General features: G+C 63.0%; 26 protein-coding genes, 1 tRNA gene, 2 pseudogenes and 1 other annotated feature. Of the genes and pseudogenes, 16 read left to right on the top strand and 13 right to left on the bottom strand.

Translation table 11 applies throughout. From position 1 onward, the window contains the following. Positions 1–81 precede the first annotated feature (81 nt). Genes BT183_RS00925 through BT183_RS00915 form a run of 3 tightly spaced genes read left to right on the top strand, consistent with a single transcriptional unit; the run spans position 82 to position 3,042 of the window. Positions 82–804 carry a tetratricopeptide repeat protein gene (locus BT183_RS00925; protein WP_072338544.1) on the top strand — a complete coding sequence of 241 codons (723 nt, stop codon included), beginning with the start codon at positions 82–84 and terminating at the stop codon, positions 802–804. A 44-nt stretch (positions 805–848) separates the two neighbouring features. Further along, positions 849–2,423 (top strand): ABC transporter permease family protein, encoded by a 1,575-nt coding sequence (locus tag BT183_RS00920; RefSeq protein ID WP_084603161.1) that lies wholly within the window; start codon positions 849–851, stop codon positions 2,421–2,423. After that, a complete protein-coding gene (locus BT183_RS00915) occupies positions 2,410–3,042 on the top strand; it encodes an ATP-binding cassette domain-containing protein (RefSeq protein ID WP_084603160.1) in 633 nt (210 codons plus the stop codon). The genes BT183_RS00920 and BT183_RS00915 overlap by 14 nt, the downstream gene beginning before the upstream one ends. A gap of 27 nt (positions 3,043–3,069) precedes the next feature. On the opposite strand, the gene gmk is transcribed toward BT183_RS00915, so the two are convergent. The 7 genes from gmk to BT183_RS00880 form a co-directional block, all read right to left on the bottom strand. Further along, complete coding sequence (gene gmk / locus BT183_RS00910; RefSeq protein WP_072338543.1) at positions 3,070–3,708, bottom strand: guanylate kinase; 639 nt, start codon at positions 3,706–3,708, stop codon at positions 3,070–3,072. 105 nt (positions 3,709–3,813) lie between these two features. After that, positions 3,814–4,923 carry an endolytic transglycosylase MltG gene (gene mltG / locus BT183_RS00905; RefSeq protein ID WP_072338542.1) on the bottom strand — a complete coding sequence of 370 codons (1,110 nt, stop codon included), beginning with the start codon at positions 4,921–4,923 and terminating at the stop codon, positions 3,814–3,816. 134 nt (positions 4,924–5,057) lie between these two features. Next, positions 5,058–6,320: a beta-ketoacyl-ACP synthase II gene (gene fabF / locus BT183_RS00900; protein WP_072341307.1), complete on the bottom strand. Its 1,263-nt coding sequence runs from the start codon at positions 6,318–6,320 to the stop codon at positions 5,058–5,060. A 36-nt stretch (positions 6,321–6,356) separates the two neighbouring features. Beyond that, complete coding sequence (locus tag BT183_RS00895) at positions 6,357–6,593, bottom strand: acyl carrier protein (RefSeq protein WP_072338541.1); 237 nt, start codon at positions 6,591–6,593, stop codon at positions 6,357–6,359. 211 nt (positions 6,594–6,804) lie between these two features. Beyond that, on the bottom strand, positions 6,805–7,542 hold the full coding sequence (gene fabG, locus BT183_RS00890) for a 3-oxoacyl-[acyl-carrier-protein] reductase (protein WP_072338540.1): 738 nt from the start codon (positions 7,540–7,542) through the stop codon (positions 6,805–6,807). A 12-nt stretch (positions 7,543–7,554) separates the two neighbouring features. Further along, on the bottom strand, positions 7,555–8,508 hold the full coding sequence (gene fabD / locus BT183_RS00885) for an ACP S-malonyltransferase (protein ID WP_072338539.1): 954 nt from the start codon (positions 8,506–8,508) through the stop codon (positions 7,555–7,557). Positions 8,509–8,662: 154 nt separating this feature from the next. After that, a complete protein-coding gene (locus tag BT183_RS00880; RefSeq protein WP_177282338.1) occupies positions 8,663–9,064 on the bottom strand; it encodes a DUF2147 domain-containing protein in 402 nt (133 codons plus the stop codon). 329 nt (positions 9,065–9,393) lie between these two features. Between BT183_RS00880 and BT183_RS00875 the strand changes: the two genes are divergently transcribed. Continuing rightward, positions 9,394–9,467 (top strand) — tRNA-Gln (locus BT183_RS00875). 114 nt (positions 9,468–9,581) lie between these two features. Here BT183_RS00875 and BT183_RS00870 read toward each other — a convergent pair. Further along, positions 9,582–10,583 carry a tyrosine-type recombinase/integrase gene (locus tag BT183_RS00870; protein ID WP_244545229.1) on the bottom strand — a complete coding sequence of 334 codons (1,002 nt, stop codon included), beginning with the start codon at positions 10,581–10,583 and terminating at the stop codon, positions 9,582–9,584. 807 nt (positions 10,584–11,390) lie between these two features. Beyond that, the gene (locus BT183_RS21115; RefSeq protein WP_084603158.1) at positions 11,391–11,888 is read right to left on the bottom strand and encodes an H-NS histone family protein; all 498 of its coding nucleotides are present in this window, start codon (positions 11,886–11,888) and stop codon (positions 11,391–11,393) included. Positions 11,889–12,589: 701 nt separating this feature from the next. Between BT183_RS21115 and BT183_RS20170 the strand changes: the two are divergent. Beyond that, positions 12,590–13,618 (top strand): annotated as a pseudogene (locus BT183_RS20170) (DDE-type integrase/transposase/recombinase); the annotation flags it as partial. Continuing rightward, positions 12,870–12,989: a sequence feature (AL1L pseudoknot), on the top strand. It overlaps the preceding pseudogene by 120 nt. Before the next feature lie 393 nt (positions 13,619–14,011). Here the strand turns inward: BT183_RS20170 and BT183_RS20360 are convergent. Then, positions 14,012–14,518, bottom strand: a complete 507-nt coding sequence (locus BT183_RS20360) for a hypothetical protein (protein WP_143145604.1) — start codon at positions 14,516–14,518, stop codon at positions 14,012–14,014. A gap of 1,402 nt (positions 14,519–15,920) precedes the next feature. Between BT183_RS20360 and BT183_RS21255 the strand changes: the two genes are divergently transcribed. Beyond that, a complete protein-coding gene (locus BT183_RS21255) occupies positions 15,921–16,148 on the top strand; it encodes a transposase (protein ID WP_072338535.1) in 228 nt (75 codons plus the stop codon). Here BT183_RS21255 and BT183_RS00850 read toward each other — a convergent pair. The 3 genes and pseudogenes from BT183_RS00850 to BT183_RS00830 form a co-directional block, all read right to left on the bottom strand. After that, positions 16,149–17,250 (bottom strand): annotated as a pseudogene (locus tag BT183_RS00850) (IS3 family transposase). 385 nt (positions 17,251–17,635) lie between these two features. Further along, complete coding sequence (locus tag BT183_RS00835) at positions 17,636–18,442, bottom strand: universal stress protein (protein WP_072338534.1); 807 nt, start codon at positions 18,440–18,442, stop codon at positions 17,636–17,638. 157 nt (positions 18,443–18,599) lie between these two features. Further along, positions 18,600–19,166 (bottom strand): hypothetical protein, encoded by a 567-nt coding sequence (locus BT183_RS00830; RefSeq protein WP_143145603.1) that lies wholly within the window; start codon positions 19,164–19,166, stop codon positions 18,600–18,602. A 35-nt stretch (positions 19,167–19,201) separates the two neighbouring features. On the opposite strand from BT183_RS00830, the gene BT183_RS21110 reads away from it, so the two are divergent. Genes BT183_RS21110 through BT183_RS00790 form a run of 10 tightly spaced genes read left to right on the top strand, consistent with a single transcriptional unit; the run spans position 19,202 to position 26,169 of the window. Next, positions 19,202–19,333, top strand: a complete 132-nt coding sequence (locus tag BT183_RS21110) for a hypothetical protein (protein WP_280173898.1) — start codon at positions 19,202–19,204, stop codon at positions 19,331–19,333. After that, the gene (locus tag BT183_RS00825) at positions 19,330–20,574 is read left to right on the top strand and encodes a hypothetical protein (protein ID WP_084603157.1); all 1,245 of its coding nucleotides are present in this window, start codon (positions 19,330–19,332) and stop codon (positions 20,572–20,574) included. The genes BT183_RS21110 and BT183_RS00825 overlap by 4 nt, the downstream gene beginning before the upstream one ends. After that, entirely contained in the window at positions 20,571–21,368 is a 798-nt protein-coding gene (locus tag BT183_RS00820) for an RnfABCDGE type electron transport complex subunit D (RefSeq protein WP_072338531.1), read from the top strand. Before BT183_RS00825 ends, BT183_RS00820 begins: the two co-directional genes overlap by 4 nt. Beyond that, the gene (gene nqrC, locus BT183_RS00815) at positions 21,361–22,158 is read left to right on the top strand and encodes an NADH:ubiquinone reductase (Na(+)-transporting) subunit C (RefSeq protein ID WP_072338530.1); all 798 of its coding nucleotides are present in this window, start codon (positions 21,361–21,363) and stop codon (positions 22,156–22,158) included. Before BT183_RS00820 ends, nqrC begins: the two co-directional genes overlap by 8 nt. Next, positions 22,155–22,817, top strand: coding sequence for an NADH:ubiquinone reductase (Na(+)-transporting) subunit D (locus BT183_RS00810; protein WP_072338529.1), 663 nt, complete (start codon positions 22,155–22,157; stop codon positions 22,815–22,817). The genes nqrC and BT183_RS00810 overlap by 4 nt, the downstream gene beginning before the upstream one ends. Next, on the top strand, positions 22,814–23,416 hold the full coding sequence (gene nqrE / locus BT183_RS00805) for an NADH:ubiquinone reductase (Na(+)-transporting) subunit E (protein WP_072338528.1): 603 nt from the start codon (positions 22,814–22,816) through the stop codon (positions 23,414–23,416). The genes BT183_RS00810 and nqrE overlap by 4 nt, the downstream gene beginning before the upstream one ends. Next, positions 23,413–24,633, top strand: a complete 1,221-nt coding sequence (gene nqrF, locus BT183_RS00800) for an NADH:ubiquinone reductase (Na(+)-transporting) subunit F (RefSeq protein ID WP_084603156.1) — start codon at positions 23,413–23,415, stop codon at positions 24,631–24,633. Before nqrE ends, nqrF begins: the two co-directional genes overlap by 4 nt. A 2-nt stretch (positions 24,634–24,635) precedes the next feature. After that, a complete protein-coding gene (locus BT183_RS00795) occupies positions 24,636–25,598 on the top strand; it encodes an FAD:protein FMN transferase (RefSeq protein ID WP_084603155.1) in 963 nt (320 codons plus the stop codon). Positions 25,599–25,606: 8 nt separating this feature from the next. Next, the gene (locus BT183_RS20345) at positions 25,607–25,768 is read left to right on the top strand and encodes a (Na+)-NQR maturation NqrM (RefSeq protein WP_143145602.1); all 162 of its coding nucleotides are present in this window, start codon (positions 25,607–25,609) and stop codon (positions 25,766–25,768) included. After that, positions 25,765–26,169 (top strand): CBS domain-containing protein, encoded by a 405-nt coding sequence (locus BT183_RS00790; protein WP_072338527.1) that lies wholly within the window; start codon positions 25,765–25,767, stop codon positions 26,167–26,169. The genes BT183_RS20345 and BT183_RS00790 overlap by 4 nt, the downstream gene beginning before the upstream one ends. Positions 26,170–26,193 lie beyond the last annotated feature (24 nt).

Genomic DNA, 26,193 nt, shown 5'->3' with positions numbered 1-26,193 from the left:
GTGCGCCGGCCCCTCCACCAAAGGGATGGGCCGGCGCCGGCGTTCTGCTATGGATCGGTGACGGATTGGAGCGCAGGACGGATGGGCATCAGGGATATTTTTGGCCGGCTGACCGGCGCGCGGCCTGACGTCGAGGCCGGCGTCGCCGCTTACAAGTCCAAGGACCATGACCGGGCGATGCGCATTCTCGAGCCGCACGCCAAAGCCGGGGACGCGCGGGCGCAATATTATTGTGGCGCGCTGCTCCAGTATGGCGAGGGCATTCCCCGCGACCTCAAGGCATCGCTCGGCTGGTATATGAAGTCGGCCGAGCAGGGCTTTGCAGCGGCCCATTACGTGGTGGGCGTGTTCCATACCGTCGGCAAGGCTGTGCCGCGCGACCACGCCGAAGCCCTGAGCTGGTTCCGCAAGGGCGCCGATCTCGGCCACGCAGCCTGCCTTTATTCGCTGGGCGTCGCCTATCGCGAAGGGCTGGGGGTGGACAAGGACATCGCCGAGGCCGGCCGCTGGTTCGGCCTCGCCGCAGCCAAGGGCGATGCCGAGGCTCAGGCGGCGCTCGGCTTCCTTTATGAATGGGGCGATGGCGTTCCGCGCGATTTCGCCGAGGCGGCGCGGCTCTTTGGGCTATCTGCGGCGCAGGGCCATGCCGAAGCGCAGTTCCGGCTCGGCATGCTCTATCGCGACGGCGCCGGGGTTGCCTCGGACAGGGATGAAGCGCGCCGCCTTCTTGGGCTCGCGGCGGCGCAGGGCCATGGCACGGCGCGCCATGCGCTCGACGCGCTGGATGCGCCGGACGCCTCGTGATCCCGGCATCGCCCATTAGCCCCCGGCACCTGCCGCATCGCCCGTTGCGACGCGCCACAGGTGCCGGCATCGGCATCGCCATTGCGCTCCTCGTTGCGTTGCTGCTCGTGGCCATCCTGATGGCAGCCCGCGATGGCACCCCGACGCGCATCTCTCCGGGCACCATCCTCAGCCTCCTGCGCATGACGCTGGTGCAGGCGAGCCTCACCACGATTTTGTCGCTGATCATCGGCATCGCGCTGGCCTGGGCGCTCGACCGGCTGCGCTTCCCCGGCCGCTCGCTGCTGGTGGGGCTTTTCGCATCCGCCATCGTGACGCCCGGCATGGTCGTGGCCTTCGGCGTGCTCGCCGTATGGGGCCGGGCGGGCTGGATCAATGGCGGGCTGATGGCGCTCGGGCTGCCGCGCATTGAGTTCCCCGTCTTCGGGCTCGCGGGCATCGTCTTCGCCCATGTCATCCTCGATGCGGCCTTTTGCGCCCGCATCCTGCTCGGGCGGCTCGAAGCGATACCCGAAGGCCGGCTCAAGACCGGCCGCAGCCTTGGCCTCTCGCCCCTTCAGCGCTTCCGTCTCATCGACTGGCCGGCGATCCGCGGCACCCTGCCGGGGTTGGGCGCCATCGTCTTCCTCCTCGCCTTCACCAGCTTTCCCATCGTGCTGATGCTGGGCGGCGGCCCGGCCAACCAGACCTTCGAGGTCGCGATCTATTCGGCGGTGCGGCTCGATTTCGACCTGCGCGGCGCCGTCATCCTCGCGCTCATCCAGATCGCGCTTTGTGGCACGATCATCATCGGCGCCTCGGCGCTCGCGCCGATCCCGGCCGCGATCAGCGGGGGGCGCGACGCGCAGCTTTGGCCCGAGGCCGGCATGGCGCGGCTGCTGCAATGGCTCGTGCTGGCGCTGGGCGCGCTGGGCTTCGGCCTGCCGCTGCTCTCGGTGCTGGTCGATGGGTTGACGCAAGGCCTTCCGGCGCTGCTCGCCCGCCCGCAGTTCTGGCAGGCGATGCTCACCAGCATGGCGATCGGGCTGGTCTCGGCAGCCCTCACCCTCGCCTTGGCGCTGGGGCTCGGCATGGGGCGGGCGGCGATGGGATCGCGGATCGGGCGGCTCGCCGTCACCGCCCCGGCCTATGCCTATCTGGCCGTGCCCGCCGTGGTCCTGTCGCTGGGCTTTTTCCTCCTCGTCCGGCAGGCCGGCATCGCGCCGGGCCTGGCGGCGCCGGTCGTCGTCGTCATCGCCAACGCGCTCCTCGCTTTGCCATTCGCCATCGCGACGCTCGGGCCGCCGCTGACCGCCATTGCCGAGCGCCAGGGCCGGCTCATCCGGTCGCTCGGGCTTTCGGGCACGCTGCAATGGCTGAGGGTGGAATGGCCACTTCTGGGGCGCGACACAGGTCTCGTCTTTGCGCTCGCCTTCTGCTTTTCGCTGGGCGATCTCGGGGTGGTGGCGCTGTTCGGCACGCAGGATTTCCAGACCCTGCCGCTGCTGATGCTGCGCGCGCTCGGCGCCTATCGCACCAATGATGCGGCGGCCATCGCGGCGGTGATGCTCATGGGCACCATCATCGCCTTCGTGGTACTGCCCCGTTTGGCAGAAAGGCTCGTCCATGCTCGTGCTTGAGGATCTGCGCTTTGGCTATGGCCGTGATGCCCTGCCCTATCGCTTTTCGATGACGGCTCCGCGCGGCGCCGTCACCGCCATCAGCGGAGCCTCGGGCTCGGGCAAGTCGACACTGCTCGACCTCATCGCCGGCTTTCTCACACCAGAGGCTGGCAGGCTCACCATGGACGGCGTCGACCTCGTGCCACTGCCGCCCGAGGCGCGGCCGCTCTCGATCCTCTTCCAGTCAGACGCGCTGTTCGATCATCTTTCTGCCGAGCAGAACGTGGCACTGGGCCTGCCGCGGGCGCGACAGGGCGAGCGGGAAACCATCCGCGCCGCCCTCGGCGAAGTCGGGCTCGGGCATCTCGATGCCCGCAAGGCGGCGGCACTCTCGGGCGGGGAAAGGCAGCGCGTGGCGCTGGCCCGCACGCTCTTGCGCGACCGCCCGCTGCTGCTGCTCGATGAACCCTTCTCTGCGCTCGACGATGAGACGCGGGGAAGCGTCCGTGCGCTCGTCCAAAGGCTCACCATCGAACGGAACTGGGCGACGCTGCTCGTCTCGCACAATCGCGACGACGTCGAGGCCATCGCCAAACGCCGCTACCGGCTAAGCGAGAGAGTTCTCGCAGAGGATTAAGCGGCTAAGCGTCTCAGCCGGCACTTCTCAGATTGAATCGATCTGATCCTGCAAGCCCTTGACGAACCTGTCCAAATGGCTGAGGCGCCGGCGCTGGAGGCGGGCCGCCGCGAGGATGGAGCGGACCCGCTGCACGGAGTTCTCGAGGTCCTCGTTGACGATGACATAGTCGTACTCGTCATAATGGTCCATCTCGATGCGCGCGTTCTTGAGCCGCCGCTCGATGGTGCCGCGACTGTCCTGCGCGCGCCGCTCGAGCCTCGCCCGCAACTCCTTGATCGATGGCGGCAGGATGAACACCGTGACCATGTCGTCGCGGCATTTCTCGTAAAGCTGCAGCGTGCCCTGGTAGTCGATGTCGAACAGGATGTCGTTGCCCGAGGCCAGTTCCTCTTCCACCTTGGCGCGCGGGGTGGCGTAGTAATTGTCGTGGACGCGGGCCCATTCGAGCAGTTCGCCATCCTCGCGCATGCGCTCGAAGGTCGGCACGTCGACGAAGTAATAATGCTTGCCCTCGATCTCGTCAGTGCGGCGCGGCCGCGTGGTGATTGACACCGACAGCTTGATGTTGGGGTCCTGCCCGAACAGCGACCGCGAAATCGAGGATTTGCCCGCCCCCGATGGCGAGGCCAGCACAAGCATGACGCCGCGACGCGGAAATTCCATGGCTCACTTCACCCAAGCTGATGCCGCCCGACCCGGCGGCACCGGCTCATTGCGCCAACCGGGCGGCGCGGTCAAGCCGCCAGAGACGGCTTTCCCCGCCCCGCGCTACTGGCCCTGCGGCGCCGGCTGGCCAGCTTCCTCGGCCTCGACGGCATCGCGCGCCGCAGCCGCTTCGGCGGCCTCGGCAGCCTCCTGCACGATCTGCCGGTAGCGCGCCACGTTGCGGCGATGCTCGGCATAGGTCTCGGCGAAGATGTGCCCGTCGGACGGCACCGCTCCGGCCGCGACGAAATAGAGGTAGTCGGTATCGGCGGGGTTGGCGACCGCCTCGAGCGATTCCCGACCGGGATTGGCGATGGGGGTCGGGGGCAGCCTGTCGATCTGGTAGGTGTTGTAATCCGTGCGCTGCTCGATCTCGGAGCGCCGCAGCCCGCGGCCCAGCACACCCTCGCCATTGGTGATGCCATAGATGATGGTGGGGTCGGACTGGAGCCGCATGCCGCGCCGCAGCCGGTTTACGAACACCGAGGCAACCTGGGCGCGCTCGGTGGCAAGGCCGGTTTCCTTTTCCACGATCGAGGCGAGAACCACCATTTCCTCGGGGCTCGAGATCGGCAGGTCGGGGGCGCGATTGGCCCAGATGCGGGCCACCTCGGCGGCCATGGCCTCCTGCATCTGGGTCAGGACGGCGCTGCGCTCGGTGCCGCGATCGAAAGTATAGGTCTGGGGCAGGATGCTGCCTTCGGCCGGCCGGGCCACCGGCTCGCCCACCAGCGTCTCGTTGGAATTGATGCGTTCCATCACCTGCCAGGCAGTGAAGCCCTCGGGCACGGTGACGCCGTAAAAGATCGGGCGGCCTTCGGTCAGCTCGCGCAGGATATCGGCCATCGGGGCGCCGGCGGCGATGCGAAATTCGCCCGCCTTGAGCTCGCCCTGCTTTTTCAGCGCCATGGCGCCGAACTGGAAGATGAAGCGGTTGGAAATCAGCCCTTCGCTCTCGAGCCGCGCCGCCACCACCTGGAGGCCATTGCCGCGCTCGACGGTGAAGGCGGTTTCCTCGCGTTCGGGCCCGGGGGCATAGAATTGCTGAGCAAAGAACAGCATCAGGCCAACCGCGGCGATGATGCCGATGACGACGAGGGTCAGAACCGCGTTGACCAGATCGAGAAAGCCCGACCGGCGCCTGCGTGTCTTGCGGCCTTCGCTGTCGCTCATACCAAATCCTCCCGAACCGCGCTCCCGTGGAAGCGGCGGCATTCTTTCAGGCAAATCGGCAAAAGCAAGGCCGGCAGGGCACTTGTGCCGGTTGAAAAGACCAGGACGCCGGTCGGGCCGGCGTCGGTTTGCGTTCAGTTCACCTTGCGGAAGATGAGCGACGCGTTGGTGCCCCCGAACCCGAAGGAATTGGACAAGGCGATGTCCACGGTCCGGGGCTTGGCCTTGTGCGGCACGAGGTCGATCACCGTCTCGACCGAGGGATTGTCGAGATTGAGGGTGGGCGGCACGATGTTGTCGCGCATGGCGAGCAGCGAGAAGATGGCCTCGACTGCGCCGGCTGCGCCCAGCAGGTGGCCGATGGCCGATTTGGTGGAGGACATCGCGGCAGACGATGCCGCATCGCCCAGAAGCCGGGTGACCGCCCCCAACTCGATCTCGTCGCCCAGCGGCGTCGAGGTGCCATGGGCGTTGATATAGTCGATCTCGGCCGGGCTGATGCCGGCCCGCTTGACGGCCGCCTGCATGGCCCGGAACCCGCCATCGCCATCCTCGGCCGGGGCCGTGATGTGATAGGCATCGCCCGACAATCCATAGCCGATGACTTCGCCATAGATCTTGGCGCCGCGGGCCTTGGCCCGCTCGTAATCCTCGAGGATCACGACGCCGGCGCCCTCGCCCATCACGAAGCCATCGCGATCCTTGTCGTAAGGACGAGACGCCTGTTCGGGACGGTCGTTGAAGCCGGTGGAGAGCGCGCGGCAGGCGGCAAAGCCCGCCATCGCGATGCGGTTGACGGAGCTTTCGGCGCCGCCCGCCACCATCACGTCGGCATCGCCCATGGCGATGAGCCGCCAGCTGTCGCCGATGGCATGCGCCCCGGTTGAGCAGGCGGTGACGACGGAGTGGTTGGGGCCCTTGAGCCCATGCTTGATGGAAACATAGCCCGAGGCCAGGTTGATCAGCCGGCCGGGAATGAAGAACGGGCTGATGCGCCGCGGGCCCTTCTCGTGAAGGGTGATGGAGGCATCGTAGATGCCGCCCAGCCCGCCGATGCCGGAGCCGATCAGCGTGCCGATCCGCTCCTTTTCCGCCTCGGTCCTGGGGGCCACGCCCGCATCGGCGATGGCCTGCTCGGCCGCCGCCATGGCGTAGACGATGAAGGGATCAACCTTGCGCTGATCCTTCACGTCCATCCAGTCGTCGGCCGTGAACTTGCCCTCGCTCGTCGGCCCGATCGGCACGCGATGTGCGATCTGGCAGGCGATGTCCGACACCTCGAAATCATCGATGCGCCGGGCGCCGCTGCGACCCGCGAGAATATTGGCCCAGGTCGGCTCGATACCGCAGCCCAGGGGGCTGACGATACCCATGCCGGTGACGACAACGCGGCGCAGTTCCATCAGGTTCAGCCGATCAACAGGGGCCGGCGATCAGCCGACGGCCTTGGTGAGGAAGGCGACGGCGTCGCCGAAGGTCTGGATCTGCTCGGCGGCATCGTCGGGGATCTCGACCGAGAATTCCTCTTCGAAGGCCATCACGAGTTCGACCTGATCGAGCGAATCGGCGCCCAGATCGTCGATGAAGCTGGCCTTTTCGGTGACCTTCTCCGCATCGACATTGAGGTGTTCGACCACGATCTTGCGGACGCGATCAGCGATGTCGCTCATATTTGGCTTTCCTTGTTAACAAAGCAGAATGTTCGAGTGCCTGAATGCGCGGCCGCCGGGAGTGTTCCGCTTTCTTGCGGGCCGTGGCTCAGACTGACTTTAGGCGCGCTTGCCATCCCTCGCAAGACGACCCGGAACCTCCATTCGCCGCGACCTAACACAGTTCAGGGGCTTTGTCTTGCCCTTTGGCGCAGAGGTCCGCGGGCACCGGTCAGATCATCAGCATGCCGCCATTGATGTGGATGGTCTGGCCGGTGACATAGCTGGCTTCGTCGCTCGCCAGATAGAGCGTGGCGGCTGCGACTTCGGCCGCCGTACCCAGGCGCCCGGCGGGCACCTTGGCGAGAATCGCCTCGCGCTGCTTGTCATTGAGTTCGTCGGTCATCGCCGAGGCGATGAAGCCGGGGGCGATGGTGTTGACCGTGATGTCGCGCGAGGCCACTTCCTGGGCCAGCGACTTGGACATGCCGATGAGCCCCGCCTTGGAGGCGGCGTAATTGCCCTGCCCCGCATTGCCGCCCACGCCCACCACAGAGGTGATCGAGATGATGCGGCCATGGCGCTGCTTCATCATGCCCCGGAGCACGGCGCGCGACAGGCGGAAGGCTGCCGTGAGGTTGACCTCGAGCACCTTGTCCCACTCCTCGTCCTTCATGCGCATGAAGATGTTGTCGCGGGTGATGCCGGCATTGTTGACGAGGATGTCGAGCCCGCCCAGCGCCGTTTCGGCCTGCGGCACGAGCTTGTCGACCGAATCCCGGCTCGAAAGATCCACCGGGATCATGATGTTCTTGCCCACCATCTCTCCCGCCGTGGCGGTGAGTGCATCGACGCGGGTGCCGGTGATGGCGACGCTGGCGCCGGCCGCGGCCAGGGCCTTGGCGATCTCGCGGCCGATGCCGCCGCTGGCGCCGGTGACGAGGGCACGCTTGCCGGTCAAGTCAAACATCTGGCCTGTTCCTTATTGCTGGTCTGGCTTGGCGAGAAAGGCATCGATATCGGCCGGAGTGCCGATGGAAACGGCCTCGGCATCCGGCGCGATGCGGCGCGCGAGCCCGCTCAGCACCTTGCCCGAGCCAAGTTCGACAAGGCGCGTCACCCCGCCCTCGCCGGCAAGCCAGCCGACGCTTTCGGTCCAGCGCACCATGCCGGTCACCTGTGCCACGAGGTGGCGGCGGATATCGTCGGGGTCGCTCACCGGGCGCGCCGTGACATTGGCAACGAGCGGCACCACGGGCGCCTTGATCGCGGCTTCCGCGAGAGCGGCCTGCATGGCCTCGGCAGCGGGCTGCATCAGCCGGCAATGGAAGGGCGCGCTCACCGGCAGGGGCAGCGCGCGCTTGGCGCCCTTCTCCTTGGCGAGGCCCATGGCCCGCTCGACGGCGGCGGCATGGCCTGAAATCACGATCTGGCCGGGGGCATTGTCATTGGCGATGTCGCAGACCTGGCCCTGCGCCGAGAGCGCGCAGATCTCGCGCAGCGTCGCCATGTCGACCCCGAGAATCGCCGCCATGGCGCCCTCGCCAACCGGCACCGCCTGCTGCATGGCGCGCCCGCGGATGCGCAAGAGCCGTGCCGCATCGATGAGGCTGAAGCTGCCTGCCGCACAAAGCGCCGAATATTCGCCCAGCGAGTGCCCCGCGACGTAGTCGGCGGTATCGGCGAGCCGCACGCCATGGGCTTCGAGCACGCGCACCACCGCAACGCTCACCGCCATCAGCGCCGGCTGGGCATTTTCGGTCAGGCGCAGCGTCTCGTCGGGGCCCTCGAACATCAGGGTCGAGAGCTTTTCGCCCAGCGCGTCGTCGACTTCGTCGAAGACGGCACGGGCTTCGGGGAAGCGATCCGCCAGATCCTTGCCCATGCCCACGGCCTGGCTGCCCTGTCCGGGACAGGTGAAAGCGGTCTTGCCCAAGCGCACCCCCTCTGTTTGCCCGGCCTATCCTGCAACCATCCGTCGCAGGCCTGCCGGGGCAGTGTTGGAGGGCGCTTTGCCGGAGCCGTGGGGCGAAGTCAAGGCGACGCGGGGGTCTATGGGCTGGCGCAGCCGTCCGGCCGCGCGCCGGGGGTCAGATGCTGCGCAGGTTGAAGCTCTGGCACAGCATGCCCGAACAGGCATTGACGCGCATCGTGCCCTCGCCCACCAGCGTCACTTCGCCGTTATAGGCCTTGCCCTCATAGGTCACGGTGCCGCGCCAGCCGCGCTCGCCGGCCGGCACGGCATTCTGCACCACGAAGGTGTTGAGGAGCTTAAGGTTTTCAGGCGTCCGCGCCTTAGGATGCAGCCATACGAGCCGTGCGCAGAGGCTCTTGCCATCGGCGCAATAGCTCACCTTGTAGCGCTGCTCGCCATTGGCGAGTTCCCACTGCCCGATCGGCGAGGGGCTCGATTGCGCCAGTGACGGCCCGGCCAGAAAAAGGCCGAGAAGCGCGAAACCGGAAAGAGATCGTGGCAGAGCGGCAGCAACCATCATCGGCTCCATCATGCCTTGGTGGACATGTGAAAGGGTGCGAGGCGGAAACTCTAGAAAGGGCCGGCTGCGGAAAAACGACGCTCATGTCGGCTGCGATTTCAATGCGCCAGACCCGATCTGGTTCCGCCCTGCCCTCGCCGCCGTCCGGCCAATCAATGCGGGGACAATGGTCCTGCCCAGCCCATGGACTGCGCCGGCAGACACCCGATCGTGCAATTATCGACCAAAAGGCATTGATCCTTCCGCCGAATGTGTCTAAAAGGCACCCCGTCGCAGCGGCCCACCGCCCGCGACCCCGGAACGCCGGCACATACCGCCGTTCCTGCTGGGGAATAGTTCAACGGTAGAACTGCGGACTCTGACTCCGTCAATCTTGGTTCGAATCCAGGTTCCCCAGCCACTCTTTAACTGCCTGATCGAAAAGCATTTTTTTGCTTCTGGCCTTTCGCGAATTCCTGAACAAAACGGGCTTTTGGGGAAGTTTTTGGGAGTCGTCTCCCGTTTGAGCCTGTCACTAAGATGCGGTGACGGCAACGCGAGCTTCCAGTTTCGTCAGTGCGTCCTCAGCCATTCGCGGATCCCGGTTGAGGTAGTGAACCTCGAGGATTGCTTCCACGTCCTTGAGCGAATGACCGGTGAAGGTAGCAATCTGAGGTACCGAAGCGCCAGCAAGTGCCAATCGGGTAACGGCGGTACCCCGCGTATCGTGAAACGTTAGACCTTCAATTCCACAGTGAGATGTGGCTTTTCGGAATGAGGAGCTGAAACCGTTTCCAGTCCAGGGCTTGCCCCGCGTGTTCAGAAGAATGACATCGAGCTCTTTGGGCTTCCGCTCTGCTCTGAGAGAATCGAGTGCGAGCCGGAGCGGCTTGCCTACGGGAATGGTCACGCGCTTGCCGGTCTTGCTTTGGCGAAGCCGAATGTGGGTTCCGTCATAATCGCTCCAGCGCAGCTTCAAGAGGTCGCCTTCGCGCTGGCCGGTCCACAACCCCAAAAGCAGCGGGAGGTGCAGGTGCGCCGGGGCCCCTGTCCAGTAGGCAGCCTCGTGGTCGATCGTCCAGATCGATTCCGAGCGTTCACCACGGTAGAGACGCCCTGACTTCTCGCAGGGATTGGCATCGATCATGCCCCTATCGAGCGACCAACTCAGGACACGCGCAAGCACGGTAAAGGCATAGTCGGCCTGCCGCAGTGACTTTTTGGCCAACTCGTCTCGCCACGACTTGAAGATCCCTCGGGTGCGTTTGTCCGACATGGCGGAGGTGGGAAAATCGCGAAATCTCTCCTCGATCTTCTTGATCTGCTTGATGTAGTCGGACTTGGTCCGGTCAGCGAGTACCGCGAACTCAGCGCTTTTCTGATACCCGTTCAACAGGGAGAGCATGACTTCGGGACCAGCCGCCATCTTCCGGTCCCTAACCTCTGTCGCGGCAACGAATGCTGCGATGAAAGCCGTTGTGCCGTATTCGTCAGGCAGTCTCGGACCGCCTTTGAACGCGTAGTAGTAGATTTGCACCTTGCCATCGGCCGTTCGAGATCGGACCGTGTTCAGACCCTTGAAGGGGTTCTTCGAGTTTGCCTTAGGCCTTGCCACTGCCGTTCACCTTAATCCACGCGTCCAGAGGATCGACTGGCTCGGATGTTGGAGCTGCCTCTGAAGTGCCAGTTGTCAGTATAATCAGGCCCGTGGCCGGATCGATCTCTACTCGATGCACTCGCAATCCTGCGGAGACTGCGCCGCCGATTGCACGCCTGACATCAACTTCGCGGAAGGACGATTGCGTCTTAGCCATGGATTGCCCTCACCATCGCTGTCCGACTGAGCACCGGATTGCGCATCGGATGGCGAGGTGCCGGGAGGCGTGAGCACGTCAGCTTGCGGGTCGCCTCGATGGCAATCGTAAGGGAGCAACGGCGCAAAACGAAATTACAATTACAACCTTTATACAATACACATCCTCGCATTTCTCTGTATGTGCAGCTTTCCACCTGCAATCGTATCACATAAACGGCTTTAGTTCAATAAAAAAATGTAACTATTGTGACGTTTATGAACGGATGTTGTCGGCCTATTGGCAGATGACGTTCTTACCGATCGCAGCCCTGTACTCCGCGAACAAATCAAGCCCCGCCGCTTAGCAGCGGGCCTTCGACCTGCTGTTGCCCCCCTTCATCGGATGCTTTGACGAAGCGGCAGCGTTCATGGAACATGCTCGCCGCCGGAAAGGTGTCGCGCGTTATCCCGACTCGCGGTCGGCCAACCGAGTGATCGAATAATGCAGAAAAAGCCCCGGAGATCGTCCGGGGGCTTTCCAAAAGGTTGCTAGGTTGGTTGCTCAGACGTGATCATGAACTGGGTTCGATCCTTGCCGCGGAGCCAAAGAGGTTCCTTTCCGCGGCCCGACCAAGTCGCCCCCGTTTCAGGATCTCGATACTTCTGAGGTGCAGGTCCCAACCTGCGCTTCAAGCCGCCGAGCGCTTGGACGAGGTCGTCGACGGGAATGTTGTGGGTATTTACCAGCGTGACGATCCGATCGATGGCAGCACGCCTGTCGGCCTCCCGCTTCTCCTGGATCTTTCGCTCCACTTCTGCCCTGCGCGTCTGCAGCGCTTCCATGCTCAGGCCATCGAGATCGTGTTCGCTCTCCCCGTTATCTCCAGCACTACCGGAGAAGATCAATCGCGGCACCGTGTCAGCGACCGGATCCATCGAAGGCGCCTGCCTCTCGTTCGATGAACCGGATGCCGTCCTCTCCATGCCGTGCGGATGAAACAGCGACTTGGTCCGGGGCGTTCCGGCGGGGTCTTTCATGTCGTTCATTGACCTCTCCTGCCTTGATATATCCTCGGTTCGGCGACCGGCTGATGAATGCGGTAGGCGCCGCGGAATTTAGGCATCGCTTTGCCACATAGGCTAGAAAGTAGACGCTTAGCATTTAGGTCGCCTTGCCTTGCCCTTACGCTCCCCACGACTTCAGGGGTCACTCCTGCCACCGAAATCTTCTGTGGTGTGCAGTCAATGACGAGCCCCTTTATGTGAATTCTCAAACGTATTAGCATTCAATATACCCTCCTATTTACTTGCTTATGGATTCTTTCTGACCGGCTTTCGCTTGGCTTACAGCAAATTCCTACCACCAGCCTTCTTAGCGGGAACTCGACGCTGCATAACCAAAACAAAGAGTGGAGATGTGATCAGCTGACGAGGTGTGCATTCCCCGCAGGGAATAATTCAGCTGGGCTTTAGCCGCAGACGCATTTTCGAATAATGTACGCCATATTTTTCACGACAATTATCAGTTAATAATCAAAATTGATTATCGAATGTGGCGCAGCACTTAATCTAATAGCATCGCGGGCCAATGGCGTTCATTCGGCTCTGTAGGTCGGAGGGGAAACCCGTTAAGCTTTAGGTTATTGCTAGGTTCTGGAAAATGTCGCTTGAGCCCCATTTTCAAAGTGATCTCGGAGCAGCGTTGAGAACCGCTCCGGCTTTGCCGAAGGCTCCAACTCATGAGTAGGATGGAGGATGACCAGCCCGACCACGAAGGCGTTTCGAGCGAGGTCCGGTCCAGAGCGGTGCGGATCGAGCAGGAGCATGGCAAGGACCGCACGTCCCGCTGGGCAGTCGTGGTATCGGTTGCTGGCGAGATCGGGTGCTCGGCCCATAACCTCAACGACCAACTCAAAAAGGCCGAGGTCGATAGCGTGCCAGAGCGTGAATACGGATATGGCCGAGAAGCACAAGTCCCTGGGACAAGAGGGAGTAGCGACAGCCTAACAAGATCCTGCGCTGATCTTCCACATATTTCGCCCAGGCGAAGCTCGACCGCCCGGTCAAGCGGTGACTGGCTTCATTGATGAGCACCGGAATGCTTATGGGGTCGAGCCGATCTGCCGGGTTATGCCGATCGCCTGTCCACCTATCATGAGCACGTGGCCCGACGTTGGGATCATTCATGGCTGTCAGATCGTGCCCGGCGGAATTAAGCTCTAAAACCTGAGATTATGCCGGTCTTTGCCAAGAACTCCCCGGTCTATGGCGTCAGGACGGTTTAGTCTCGACTTACGTGGCAACGTCGGCTGGGTTTCCCTATGTGGCCGTAGAGATCGATGTCTACGTCCGGCTATATCGTGGGCCTTTCGGGTCAGTCGCCCTGCCCGTGCCAGCCTCGTCCTTGACGCCCTCGAGCGGGGCATACACAAGCGACGTCCCGTCCATGGCGGGCTGGTTCATCATTTGAACCGCGGCGGGCAATGCGTGAGTATCCGTTACACCTACCACCTTGCCGAGGCCGGCATCGAGCCCTCGGTTGGCCGCGTAGGGGGCGGTTGCGACAACGCATTGGCCGAAAACATCAACCCTACTACAAGGCCCCGGTAGTCCATTGGCGTGGACCTTCGCAAAGCACAGTAGCTGTCGAGTTAAACACACTCGAATGGGTCGACTGGTTCAATCACCGACGCCTCCTCAAATACATTGGAAACGTCCCGCCAGCGGAAGCTGAGGCAACGTATTGCGCGGAACTTGAACAACCGGCCATGGCCGCTAAAACCAAACAGCGTCTGGAAATCCCAGAGTGGCTCAGTCAAAACAAAGGCTCAGCTTTTGTGGTCGGCGGGCGCCTATGAGTTTCACGGTCGATTAGATGCGCTGCCGCTGGGTGACCCAGTCGGGCTCGCTCTTCATTCAATCCAACTGTTCCCGATCGAAAGGCGCCCAGAGCGAGAACCAGAAAGTTGCCCCCCCAAAGCTCCTTCATAAGAGCATTCAGCCGGGTGGGCTTTTATGACGCGCAGTAGCTTGAAAACCATAGTGGTGAGCGCATCCCCGTTGGCCTGTTACAGGTGCCTGTGGCTTCACGGCGCAATCACACGCCTATCGTTCCCAGCTGGTCCGGCACGCAGGGCACTGCAAAGACCTGATTGGTCACTGGCATTCCGTCACGATCTGGAACACGGTTGGTGATGCTCGCGGGTTCGTTCTTCCAGATCACCCAGAAGGCGCAAGTTCTCGTAAAACTTCTGTTCGCCAGCGACCGTCTGTGGCCTCTGTTGAATGAGCATAGCTGCGGCCATCTGAAACAGGCCTTTGCGCATCCCACATATCTCGATCGTCCGGTCGAAAGCTAATCGCTGACCCTCGTCCACGCTATCCAAGCCAGGACTCTCATTGCCCCCACGATATCTTACCTCATACCGATCCTTGTCTACGTCGAGCGCCTGGTTCCAATGACGCTGACTGGGGTATGCGTGGTGGACGTCGTGATAGCGGTCCATTGCATCATAAAGGCTACTGACGTTCTCAGCCAGTTGATGGACGTTTCCCCCACCGGCAACGAGGCGGAGGACGTTAGCAGCTAGCTTGCGGGCAGCCCTAGCAAAATCGGCTAGTGTCTGATCCTCCTCGATGTCTGGGTCGGATAGATTAGGCATGGCCTTGTTGCTCATTCTTTCCTCCGGGCTTATTTCATCAGCACAAACAGCCTATGCGTAGTCAAGCTTCCTTCGCTTACGAGGGCCCGTGACATATTTATTCCTGGATCTGCCTGGCCTGCCGGGACAGTTGGCCGACGACGAAACTAACACGACACACTACATTGTAGAACGCCCGACCATAAGCGTTTCTGATTGTCAGTGCCTTCACAGTGCCGATGTGTGCGACCCGGCCAACGGGGCTCAACGCTCGGCCGCGTGAAATGAACTGATAATGCCTGCCTATCTGCAGCCGTTTCAGGAGTCATCGGCCGAAACCCTCACCGTCGTCTATCGACGGAACCAAGAAGCAACATGACCTCCCTCCCCAAAGCCATTATTCGACCCAGCTCGGAGCGAAGTGCCTCCTAAGGTCTGGCGCAAGCGTCGGCTTGCGGGGGCAATCCAAGGGACACACGAGTGAGGAACCAAGACGCTCACACTCAGCGACTTTTCTTCGACAGATAGCTATCCGACGAGGTTGTGCGAGAAGCGGCGGCGTCTAGAACCAGAAGCGATGAACCGGCATCTCAGGCCAGTTGCGAACCTGCCGGGACATGGTGCGTCGAGGGACAATTATGCTCGAAAACATTCGAAAGGCGCACAGCGCCTAATGGAACCAAGGAGAAGGTGGGGGTGTGCTTAGAGGTGTGCTCACCACCTCCCGGGGGGGTATTCGAATGAAAGTGGGACTTTAGGTGTGAGCGCAGGGCTGAGGCTAACGTCCTGATTTTATTCGATGCAATTATGAATATACATTACCTCCATAATGCCAGATGGCATTATGGAGATAACATCAGGTATTATAACTTTCTATATAACCGAAGCAATTTTGGTACGTCTGTCGATTGTTACTTGACGGCAACTTTTGTTGCCGGTACGGGTTCTTCACCCGTAACCCACCCGCCCTCCTCTCCCCAAAAATGGGGGTAGTCACCCCAACCATATTCATACGTCGAGCGCGAAGCGCCGCGACCGACCGCGCAGCGGGAGGGAGCAAGGTGCGAGAGCGCGAGATGGGGGAATATGGTTGGGATATAGAGGCGATTCGGCCGCACAAATCTAAACCATCCTTAAACTCTGATCCTGAGGAAATCGCACAGATCACTTCCGGATTTGAACCACGGGATGATTGGATGATCCTTCACTGCCTACCGGGCATAAATGGACAATATCTTACGGATATGTTCTCTTAATATTTTCCTCATAATGCGTCCGATTTTGCATTTTTCGGAGACGCTATATATCCAATGCAGACTGATATTATCTAGATAATATTATCTTTATAATGCGATACCAATCCCATCCCGAGGGGAACCAGGAAGAGGCATTATCTAGATAATGATTATATAAAAATATTGCTTAATATTTTCATATAATGGATTTTCAGGATAGCAATATTATACAAGCACGCCGCCTTCAAACCATACCGGGTATCGGCCCTATTGCAGCAATGGCGGTGGAAGCGTTTGCGCTTCCAAGGTGTACCTTCAAGCGCTTTCGCGACTTCGCTCCCTGGCTGAGGCTCGTGCCGGTCCGACACGTGAAAGGGGGTGATCCGAGACCGAACGCCGGACCGCCGGAAGGTAGAGTTTTCCGGCTATGATCACGTCGGCGGGCTGGTGATACCGCCGTGATTAGTCAACGAGATCGGGGCCTTGTGCCCGATCGCCCCGTCAGGCCGATCCTCGTTCTAGTATCTGCGCCAAGCCTCCAACTTTTCGGCCGCGTCCACAAGGGTCAGGAACCAGTGAGCGTTCAGGCACTCGGCCCGGAAGCGACCGTTGAAGGCTTCGATGTAGGCGTTGTCGGTAGGCCTTACTGGCCGGCTGAAGTCGAGCGTAAGCCCATGCACATAGGCCTATAGGTCAAGGTCCCGTGAGACGAACTCGCTACCATTGTCCACCCGGATGGTCCGAGGATAGCCGATCCGCGAGCAGGCCTCGTCGAGGGCAATGACGACATTCTCGGCCCGATAATTGAACCGTGGATCGAGCACGGGCACATAGCGCGAGAAGGTGTCCACCACCGTCAGGATGCGCAGCTTCGTCCCGGTCGCCAACTGGTCGTGGACGAAGTCCATCGCCCACACATCGTTCGGTCCGATGGCGTCTTGGCGGTCCTCGCGAAGCTTCGCCTTCACCCGCCTCTTGGGCGTCTTGTTCCTCAGCTGCATGCCTAACTCGCTGTAAATCCTTCGGGTTCGCTTCTCTTTGATGTCGTGGCCTTCCCGGCGAAGCAGCACGTACACACGTCGATAGCCATATCGAACCCGCGTCTCGCAGATATCCTTGATCCGAGCCTCAATGCCGGCCTGGTCGCGGCGGCGCGCCTTGTAGTGGTAGGTCGAGGTGTCGAACTCCAGAACCCCGCAGGCCCGACGGATCGACACGTCCCACTCCCGGCATAGCTGCGCCACCAGCTCGCGTTTGCGACCAGGCCTCACAGTTTCGGCGGATCACCTCCTGCAGCATCTCCTTGTCCAGCAACAGGTCCGCCACCAGCTTCTGCAGCCGGCCGTTCTCGTCCTCGAGCAGCTTCAGCCGCCGCATCTCTGTGCGCAGCAGCCCGTCGTATTTCTTCTTCCAGTTGAAGTAGGTCGCCTGTCTGATCCCCGCCCGCCGGCAGAGCTCCGCAACCGGCACCCCATCCGCGCCTTGCTTCAGATTGAACGCCTTCTGTGCGTCAGAAAACTGCGATGCCTTCATCGTTCTCCGCTCCCTCCAGCCCCAACAGGCTAGCGCGGAAAACTCCACCTCAAAACGATCCAGTTTCCTGGGCTCAGATCAGGCTCAGATCATATGATCATGTCGGCGGGCTGACGCCAAACCGCGCGGCGGCCACCTGGCACGACATTCCGCCATCGACGGCGGCGACCACCCGATGGCGAAGGTCCAGACTAAGCAAACGCGGCACCCGGGCAGACCTCATGATCCCGGCATAAATCCTGAATCAGAACTCGCGCCAGATGGGAATCCCAAGCGATTCAAACCGAAGGGACACCGCTCGAGTTTGCTAGGGCAGTCTGACCAACTTAACTCGTCTTCGTCATATCCTGCAGCGAATTAGACAAAATAAATTGTCTCTGTTCATTTAATGCGACATTAATATTGGAATTTTTGTCTCCTGGAAGACTTCTTCGGTGGCGCCTCCCAAGACGAAATCGCGGATCCGGCTATGGCCGAAAGCGCCCATCACCAACAGGTCGGCGCCGTGCCGTATCGCTCCATTCTGCAGCTTGGTCCCGACGGCATTCGAGCCGGAGGAAACATCTTCGGCATACGCTTCCAGCCCGTGGCGCCCAAGATAGGCCTGGAGATGATCAATCGTCTGCCGGCCGATGGCCTTGTCGTCAAATGCAGTCACGATGGTGATGAAACTCGCCTTCCGGATCCACGGCATGGCGTCGTGCACGGCCCGCGCCGAAGCCCGACTTCCATCCCAGGCGATGGCGATCCGATCGATCCGTGACGCGTCGGTTTGTGCGGGAACCAAAACCACCGGCCTGCCGGATTGGAAAACCAGGGTTTGACCGAGCTCGCGAGCCTGGCTGGTCTCGACGCTGACCACCGCAAGATCGTGCGTGCGCGCAGCAACCGATACTGCCTGCAGGATTTGAGCCTGGCTCAATTGAGCCATTTTCACCGTTGCCTGCGCCTCCAGGTGCTGACGAAGCGCCTGAGCGCCTTCGTGCTGCTTGGCCTCCAGTTCGGCCGCCATCCCAGAGACGCCGACCAGCCTCGAACCCCAGTGCCCTTCGAGCCGGGGAAGCACGGCTTCAACAAGGAGCACCTGGGCGCCCTGGCCCAGCAGCCGCCCCATGCGTACACCTGCGGAGACGCTGTCGAGGGTCGGCAAATCGGGATACATGAGCACAGGCACGAGCACATCGACTTGCATAAGTTACCTCCGTGATTTCGGCGCATTATCGCACGCCACCGGAGCCGATCCCTGATCTGGATCAACACCAGTGGATTGATCAGGCACTTTGACGCGGGCTCTTGGACACTCATCCAGCAGCCATGGCCCTCGAAACAGCCGCTGCGGCCTTCGATCGCTACGGCCGATCAGCCAGCGCTTCGGGAACGGGATCGAGTGACAGAGGCGTCGTGGCGGCAGCGTAGCCGGCGAAGATCTCGCGCTCGCCTTCGCCTGTCAGCAGGCGCCGGTGATAGGGGGCGTCGAAGATCGCGACCCACCCCTCGAAATCCTTGTCCTGCTTGAGGAAGTACGTGTCGCCACCATGGCAGGAGAGGCAGTTCTCGACAAAAAGCTGCTTACCATCGGCAGGCAATGTGGCGATGACCGAACCGACATCGCCAACCACGACTATGGGCGCGATCCGGGCGAGATAGTCGCCAAGGGCGGCAATCACGGCAGGGGCGGCATCGCCCTGCAACTGGGCCTGCCAGGCCTCGACCGAATTCGTCTGGCCGAGAAGGACGCCAAGCGCATCCGCATCGCCGCCCACCTGTTCCGCCAGCGCCTCTTTGGGACCGGGGGGGAGCGCGCTGGCGCCGTCGGCCAAGGCGGGCAGCGACAGGGCGGCAAACGTCGCCGCGCACACCAGCGCAATTTTAAGAAGGGAGATGCTCGAAGCGGGAGGACGAAGCGTCAAATTCATTTCTGTCTCCGGAATTGACTGCGGACAGCGCCCGCATGTTTCTAGACGACCTGGCCGAAGAAACGACCTTACTGCATTGTCCGGCGCTGGGAATTGATTTCGATCAAGACGGCTCTGCTGGACTTCTCTATGTTGACGCACTGCACATTCCATTGGGAGCGGCATGACCATTAGAATTTCGGGCGGGTTGACTCCATGGTTCGGGCCTGCAGCCTACGGGCAGCAAACGCGCATCGCCGTGAGCAGTTGCGGGATGCTCGGCGCCGACGTGCCGCGCCTGCGTCCGGCATTGCACGTCACCGAAGGCAGCAGCGTCGCCGCCGGCGACCTCCTGATCACGGACAGGAAGCGTCCCGAGATTCGCATTGTGGCCCCTGTCGGGGGGGTCGTCAGCGACATTGTTCGCGGCGCGCGTCGGGGCGTGGATCGCCTGATCCTGGCAACGGGCGGCGACGCAGAACGGCGCTTTGCCAGTCCCGACCCGCTCGACCGCCCCGGCCTCGTGGCGCTGATGATCGAGGCCGGGATATGGCCCTGCCTGCGCACCCGACCTTTCGAAGCCGTGCCGCGCCCGGACCAGAATCCGGATGCGCTCTTTATTACCGCGATTGATACCCGTCCTCTGGCGCCTGATCCGGCAGCGATTATCGCGCCGCGCGCCGAGTGGTTCGACCGGGGGGCATCGGCGCTGCAGCACCTCAGCGCCGGCCGAACCTATCTCTGCCATGCGGCGGGTGCCAGCCTGCCCACGCCCGAGGGCGTGACGGCGGCAGCATTCTCGGGAGCCCATCCGGCCGGTCTTGTGGGCACGCACATTCATCGTCTCCATCCGGTGGGCGCCGGCGGCCAAGTCTGGCATATCGGATATCAGGACGTCATCGCGCTCGGCCACCTTCTGGCGAAGGGCACGATCTGGACCCGCCGGATCGTCGGGGTTGCTGGCGACGGGATCGACCAGCCCATGCTGGTCGAGACGGTGCCGGGCGCCGATCTGCACGAACTGACCCGAGGTCGGCTGCCCGCCACCCCCGTCCGGTTGATGTCGGGTTCGCCGATCGATGGCCGGATCGGGCGGCATCTGGCACGGGGCGACGTGCAGGTTTCCGTGCTGCGGCACGCCCCCGCCCCGGAACGGCGCGGACTTGCGACCAGGGCGGCCGACTGGCTGATGCGCGGCAACGGCGCGATCGTGCCCCATGCGCTGCATGAACGGGCCGCGCCTCCCGGCGTCCTGGCCGTTCCGTTTCTCCGCGCCATCAGTGTCGGGGACGTCGAGACGGCACGCCGCCTCGGGGCGCTGGAGCTTGCCGAGCACGACCTCGCGCTTCTCGGCCATGTCGATGGTCGTGGCGGCGAATATGGTCGCATGCTCCGCCAGGTGCTCGATCAGCTCGAGGCAGAACGATGATCGGTTCGCGCCTCGTCCAAATCCTGCTGCATCCGCTCCTGCGCGGGCAATTGGCGGTATTGGCCGCACTCCTCCTGCCATTCCTTTACCGGCTTGCCAGCGAAGGCACGGCCATCATCGGCCATTGCACCGTTCTCGGCGCCGTGGCGCTTGTCTGGCAGGTGGCGTTCGCCCGGGCGCGCGGCCAGAGGTTCGGCCTCGAAGGCCTCGCCATGGCCCTCCTGATTGCGCTTCTCGTGCCCGCAGCGACGCCGATCTGGCACCTGGTGCTCGGAGGTACTTTCGGCATCGTCATCGGGCTTCTCGTATTCGGGGGACATGGGCGCAACATTCTGCACCCTGGGGTGGTGGCTCTCGCCTTTCTGATGTTCTCGTTTCCGACCGAAGGCTATCGCGCCGGGATCGCCCTGCCGCTCTGGACGCTGGCACCGGCGCTGCTGCTGCTCGTGGGATCCGGTCATGCGAACTGGCGCATCCTGCCGGGGGCCGTCGGGATGGTCATGGGACTGGGCTGGCTGTGGAACCAGGAGGCGCTTGTGGCTCTGCCCGCCGACGGGCTTTTCTGGCTCGTGCTGCTGGTGCTCGTTGCCGACCCCGTTGCCTCGGCCGCCACGAACTGGGGCCGCATCGGATATGGGCTGCTTTTCGGGCTGCTCGTCGCGCTGTTTCTCGGCGCAGGCCCGGCGCTGGGCGCACTCGTCTTTGCCACGCTGATGGCAGCGATCTTTGCACCGTTGATCGATCAGCTTGTCGTGGCCCTCAACGCTGCGCGCAGAGCGAGGCGCCATGGCTGAGCTCAAAAACCCCTGGCGGCGCTTCCTTGCGCGCCCGAATTCAGACCGGACCAAGACCGTCGGCATCGCCCTCATCGTCGCCGTCATCTGCGGGTTCTGCATCTCCACCACCTCGGTACTGCTGCGTCCGCTGATCGCCGTCAACGTGGAGGCCGATAGACAGGGGCGCATGAGCGCCATGCTGGCGGGACTGCCGGGCATTGGCGCCATACTGGCGCAGGCAGGGGCCGACGCCGTCGAGGCGGTGATCATCGATCTCGACCAGGGGCGCATCGCCGAAGGCTTTGACCCCGCCGGCTTCGACCAGGCCGCAGTCGCAGCGGAACCCTCGACCAGCACGGCGCTGGCGCGCGCCGAGGATCTGGCTGGCATCGGGCGGCGCGAGAACTTCGCCCAGGCCTATGTCGTCCGGAGCGAAGGCGAGCGCGCCCTCGTTGTCCTGCCGGTCTATGGCAATGGCTACCAGTCGACCATCAGGGCCTATCTGGCACTCGAAGCGGACCTTGCCACCGTCGCCGCCTTCACCGTCTACGAGCAGGGCGAGACGCCCGGCCTCGGCGCCCGCATCGCCGAACCGGCGTGGCAGGCGCAATGGGCGGGAAAATCGCTATCCCGCGACGGCGAAATCGTCATCGAGGTGGTGCGCGGATCGGCCGGGAACGAAACGGAGGTTGATGGCATCTCGGGGGCGTCGGTCACGGGCTATGCGGTGACGGACATGATCCACTTCTGGCTCGGACCGAAAGGCTTCGGCCCCTGGCTCGATGCGATGCGGAACGAGGACCCATGATGCTTGAAAGTCTAAGGATCGTCACCGACCCGCTGGTCGACAAGAACCCCGTCACCGTGCACATCCTGGGCATTTGCTCGGCTCTTGCGGTGACCACCTCGGTTGCCACTGCGCTCACCCTGTCGCTGGCACTCATCGTCGTGCTGACCCTGGCTGCGGGGATCATCTCATTGATCCGACATCATGTCCCGAGCGCGATCCGGCTCATCGTGCAGATCACCATCATCGCCTCGCTGGTGGTCGTCGCAGATCAGCTGCTGCAGGCCTTCGCCTATGAGATGAGCCAACGCCTGTCGGTCTTCGTCTCCCTGATTGCCACTAACTGCATCGTGCTGGGGCGCACCGAGGCTTTTGCCCTCCAGAACCGACCCGTGCCATCCATGCTCGATGCGCTCGGCAACGGCGCAGGCTATGCTCTGGTACTGCTCGTCGTGGCCAGCATCCGCGAACTCTTCGGATCTGGCACACTGCTGGCGCTGCCGGTGCTGCCGCTGGTCGCCGATGGCGGCTGGTACGAGCCTATGCGGCTAATGCTTCTGGCGCCCAGCGCCTTCATCATCCTGGGGCTGCTGGTCTGGGCCATTCGCAGCCTGCGACCCGGCCAGCAGGAAACCCCCGAGTTTTCTCCGCTTGCGCAGCCGCGGCAGGTGCAGCCATGATCGAGCTGTTCCAGCGGTCCATCTTCGAGGAAAACCTCGCCCTCTCCTTCTTTCTGGGGATGTGCACCTATCTGGCCGTGTCACGGCGGATCGATACGGCAATCGGGGTGGGTATTGCGCTCATCATCGTGCAGGGCATCAGCGTTCCGCTCAACCATCTGCTGTACCAACACCTGCTGCGTGCGGATGCGCTGGGCTGGCTCGGACTGCCGGGGACCGACCTCCGCTTCATGCGGCTCATCACCTTCATCGGCATCGTCGCTGCGCTGGTGCAACTGCTCGAAATGCTGCTCGACCGCTACGTTCCCGCCCTCCACCGCGCGCTCGGCATCTACCTGCCCCTTCTGGCCATCAACTGCGCCATCATCGGGGGCAGCCTCTTCATGGCGGAGCGGCAGTACGACCTTGCCGAAAGCGCCGTGTTCGCCATCGGCAGCGGGGTCGGCTGGGCCCTCGCCATCGTCACCCTCGCGGCCCTGCGCGAGAGGCTGCGTTATGCTGACGTACCGCGCGGGCTCGAGGGGCTGGGCATGGCCTTCATCGTCACCGGCCTCATCGCCATGGGGTTTTCCGCCTTTGCCGGGGTGCGGGCAATATGATCGATGTGGGCCTTGGTCTCCTCTTCGTCTGCCTGCTCCTGGTGGTGCTGGCCTTGCTGCTCCATGGCGCCAAAGATCTGCTCCTGCCCGCCCGGTCGATAACGATCACCGTCAACGGCACGATGCCAATCGCCGGTTCGGCCAATCGAAAGCTGCTCGACATCCTCAATGAAAACGGCGTTGCAATCCCATCGGCCTGTGCCGGCGCGGGCACCTGCGGCCTCTGCCGGGTCGAGGGCGTGACGGGCGCCGGAGCGGCGCTGCCCACCGAACAGGCACGGCTCAGCGTGGCCGATCTGCGCTCGGGGGCGCGCCTCGCCTGCCAGGTCGTGGTTCGCAACGATGTCTCGGTCACCGTCGACGAAGCGATGATGGACATTGAGAGCATCGACTGCCGTGTCGTCTCGGTCAGCGCATTGACGCCGCTCATCCGCGAGATCGTCCTTGCCCTGCCCGAGGGACAGCCGTTCCCGTTCAAGGCGGGTGGCTTCGTCCAGGTTGCCGCACCGGCCTACGAACTGGCCCTGTCCCGGATCGATGTCCCTGACGGCCATCGCCAGCAATGGACGGCCATGGGATTGGATCGGCTGGTTGCGCGCAGCAAGGCGCCGATTTCCCGCGCCTATTCCATTGCCAGTCGCCCGCGGGACTCAGGGCTGATCGTCCTGAACATCCGTCTTGCGACCCCGCCCCCGGCCGTGCCGCAAGCGCCTCCCGGTGTCGTTTCATCGTGGCTCTTTGCCCGCAAGCCCGGCGACACCGTCACGCTGTCCGGGCCTTATGGCCATTTCGGCGCGCAAGCCACCGACCGGGAAATGATCTTCATCGGGGGCGGGGTCGGCATGGCGCCGCTGCGCGCTATTATCTTCGATCAGGTCGAACGCCTCGCCACGGGCCGGACGATCAGCTTCTGGTATGGCGCGCGCTCGCAGACCGAGCTCTACTATCGCGATGAACTGGACGATCTTGCCGATCGCCACGGCAATTTCCGCTGGACCCCGGCGCTCTCGGATCCTGTCGGCGGCGACGGCTGGCAAGGAGCCACGGGGTTCATTCACGACGTGATCTACAATCACTATCTTCGCGACCATCCGGCACCGGAAGCCTGCGAGTACTACCTTTGCGGGCCGCCGCTGATGATCGAGGCGGTGCGCGCCATGCTCGATGATTGCGGGGTCGAGGCGGACTCCATCTTCTATGACGATTTCGGGATCTGACCATGGCGATCACCAGACGCAACCTCCTGCTTGGCCTCGCTGGCATGACGACGGTCGCAGCACTGCCCGCCTCGGCCGGCGCACGCGATGCGGTGCGCCTTTCGGGCTGGGCCTTTGGCACGGGCTGGTCCGTGACCCTTCCGCGTGGCATCGGGCCAGAAGAGCCCGCAGCCATTGCAGAGACGCTCGCTGGCATCGATGCCGCGATGAGCCCTTTCCGCCCCGATAGCGTACTCTCCCGGTTCAACCGGGCCTCCGCCGGATCTCATGTCGTCGACCGTGACTTTGCCTCTGTCACCGCCGAAGCGCTGCGGCTGGCAGCCTGGAGCGACGGGGCGTTCGATCCGACAGTCGGGCCACTGGTCGGCCGTTACGGATTCGGGCCAATGCACGGTGAGCGGGGTGGCAACTACAAGGGGCTGACCTGCATTGCGGACCGTGTCGGCAAGGCCCATGCTGCCATGTCACTCGATCTTTGCGGCATCGCCAAGGGTCATGCGGTCGATGCCGTCGCGGCAAGGCTCCGCCGGCTCGGCCATAGCGACATGTTCATCGAAATCGGCGGCGAAGTTCTCGCCGGCAGTGTCAACGATGGCCCAGCCTGGCGCGTCGGCATCGCCAATCCGCAGAGTGGCGGCGTGGCATGCTCCTTCCCCATTTCGGACTTGGCAATCGCCACCTCTGGGGATTCCATCAATGTCTACGAGGTGGACGGCCGTCGCTACAGCCATACGATAGACCCCGGAACAGCCGAGCCCGTGCTCAATCGAGTGGCCTCAGTCAGTGTCGCGCACCGTTCCGCCATGACCGCCGACGGCCTCGCGACCGCCATGATGGTGATGGGCCCTGAAACTGGCCTCGCCCGCGCCCATGCGGATGGCCTTGCCGTGCTCTTCCTGCTGCGCGACCCGGCAGAAGGCTTGATTGCGCAGGCCAGCCCGGCCTGGCTGGCCCTCAGCTCATAGGAGAAGTCATGTCGACAATCCTCGCCACCATCCTCCTTGTTGCCTTCGCCATGCTGGCCCTCGCACTCGGGGTGCTGTTCGGCCGTCCGGCCCTCAAGGGCTCCTGCGGCGGCATTGCCTGCCAGGGTGTCTGTGCGGCCTGTCCCGACCGGGCGAAGGATCGGCCATGACCCAGACGGATCTCGCCCGCGTCGGCGACGTGATGAAGACCGATCTCGTCACCCTTGCTCCGACGATCGAAATCGTCCGGGCCGTCTCGATCCTGCTCGAGGCTGGTGTTTCGGGGGCCTGCGTGCTTGATGGCGAGGGCGACCTGGTCGGCGTGCTCTCCAAGCGCGATTGTCTCAAGGCGGCGCTGAGTGCCTCCTACTACAAGCAGTGGGGCGGGTCGGTGGCCGACTACATGTCGCCGGACCCGCATGTGCTCGACGCCGAACTCGACCTCGTCAGCGCCTGCGAGGTGATGATCGCCAGCCCCTATCGCCGGTTCCCGGTCATGCGAGAGGGTCGCTTTGCGGGACAGATCAGCCGTACCGACCTGCTGCGGGCCCTGAGCGTGCAGTGGTTGTAGCGTGCGGGCACGCCTCGGGCCGAA

It is taken from the genome of Devosia enhydra (assembly GCF_900119845.1).
Lineage (GTDB): Bacteria > Pseudomonadota > Alphaproteobacteria > Rhizobiales > Devosiaceae > FPKU01.
The sequence above is the reverse complement of the archived record's forward strand: the minus strand, read 5'-3'. Positions and strand labels throughout refer to the sequence as shown.

Bases quoted from the DNA above. Each gene is read 5' to 3' on its own strand.
- BT183_RS00830 (WP_143145603.1), bottom strand. From the start codon at position 19,166: ATGAATTTGACGCTTCGTCCTCCCGCTTCGAGCATCTCCCTTCTTAAA.
- BT183_RS21115 (WP_084603158.1), bottom strand. From the start codon at position 11,888: ATGAACGACATGAAAGACCCCGCCGGAACGCCCCGGACCAAGTCGCTG.
- BT183_RS00835 (WP_072338534.1), bottom strand. From the start codon at position 18,442: ATGCAAGTCGATGTGCTCGTGCCTGTGCTCATGTATCCCGATTTGCCG.
- BT183_RS21110 (WP_280173898.1), top strand. From the start codon at position 19,202: ATGTTTCTAGACGACCTGGCCGAAGAAACGACCTTACTGCATTGTCCG.
- BT183_RS00820 (WP_072338531.1), top strand. From the start codon at position 20,571: ATGATCGGTTCGCGCCTCGTCCAAATCCTGCTGCATCCGCTCCTGCGC.
- nqrC (WP_072338530.1), top strand. From the start codon at position 21,361: ATGGCTGAGCTCAAAAACCCCTGGCGGCGCTTCCTTGCGCGCCCGAAT.
- BT183_RS21255 (WP_072338535.1), top strand. From the start codon at position 15,921: ATGGATTTTCAGGATAGCAATATTATACAAGCACGCCGCCTTCAAACC.
- BT183_RS20345 (WP_143145602.1), top strand. From the start codon at position 25,607: ATGTCGACAATCCTCGCCACCATCCTCCTTGTTGCCTTCGCCATGCTG.
- BT183_RS00915 (WP_084603160.1), top strand. From the start codon at position 2,410: ATGCTCGTGCTTGAGGATCTGCGCTTTGGCTATGGCCGTGATGCCCTG.
- BT183_RS00810 (WP_072338529.1), top strand. From the start codon at position 22,155: ATGATGCTTGAAAGTCTAAGGATCGTCACCGACCCGCTGGTCGACAAG.
- BT183_RS20360 (WP_143145604.1), bottom strand. From the start codon at position 14,518: ATGAGCAACAAGGCCATGCCTAATCTATCCGACCCAGACATCGAGGAG.
- BT183_RS00925 (WP_072338544.1), top strand. From the start codon at position 82: ATGGGCATCAGGGATATTTTTGGCCGGCTGACCGGCGCGCGGCCTGAC.
- BT183_RS00895 (WP_072338541.1), bottom strand. From the start codon at position 6,593: ATGAGCGACATCGCTGATCGCGTCCGCAAGATCGTGGTCGAACACCTC.
- nqrE (WP_072338528.1), top strand. From the start codon at position 22,814: ATGATCGAGCTGTTCCAGCGGTCCATCTTCGAGGAAAACCTCGCCCTC.
- BT183_RS00795 (WP_084603155.1), top strand. From the start codon at position 24,636: ATGGCGATCACCAGACGCAACCTCCTGCTTGGCCTCGCTGGCATGACG.
- mltG (WP_072338542.1), bottom strand. From the start codon at position 4,923: ATGAGCGACAGCGAAGGCCGCAAGACACGCAGGCGCCGGTCGGGCTTT.
- BT183_RS00825 (WP_084603157.1), top strand. From the start codon at position 19,330: ATGACCATTAGAATTTCGGGCGGGTTGACTCCATGGTTCGGGCCTGCA.
- gmk (WP_072338543.1), bottom strand. From the start codon at position 3,708: ATGGAATTTCCGCGTCGCGGCGTCATGCTTGTGCTGGCCTCGCCATCG.
- BT183_RS00790 (WP_072338527.1), top strand. From the start codon at position 25,765: ATGACCCAGACGGATCTCGCCCGCGTCGGCGACGTGATGAAGACCGAT.
- fabG (WP_072338540.1), bottom strand. From the start codon at position 7,542: ATGTTTGACTTGACCGGCAAGCGTGCCCTCGTCACCGGCGCCAGCGGC.
- nqrF (WP_084603156.1), top strand. From the start codon at position 23,413: ATGATCGATGTGGGCCTTGGTCTCCTCTTCGTCTGCCTGCTCCTGGTG.
- BT183_RS00880 (WP_177282338.1), bottom strand. From the start codon at position 9,064: ATGGTTGCTGCCGCTCTGCCACGATCTCTTTCCGGTTTCGCGCTTCTC.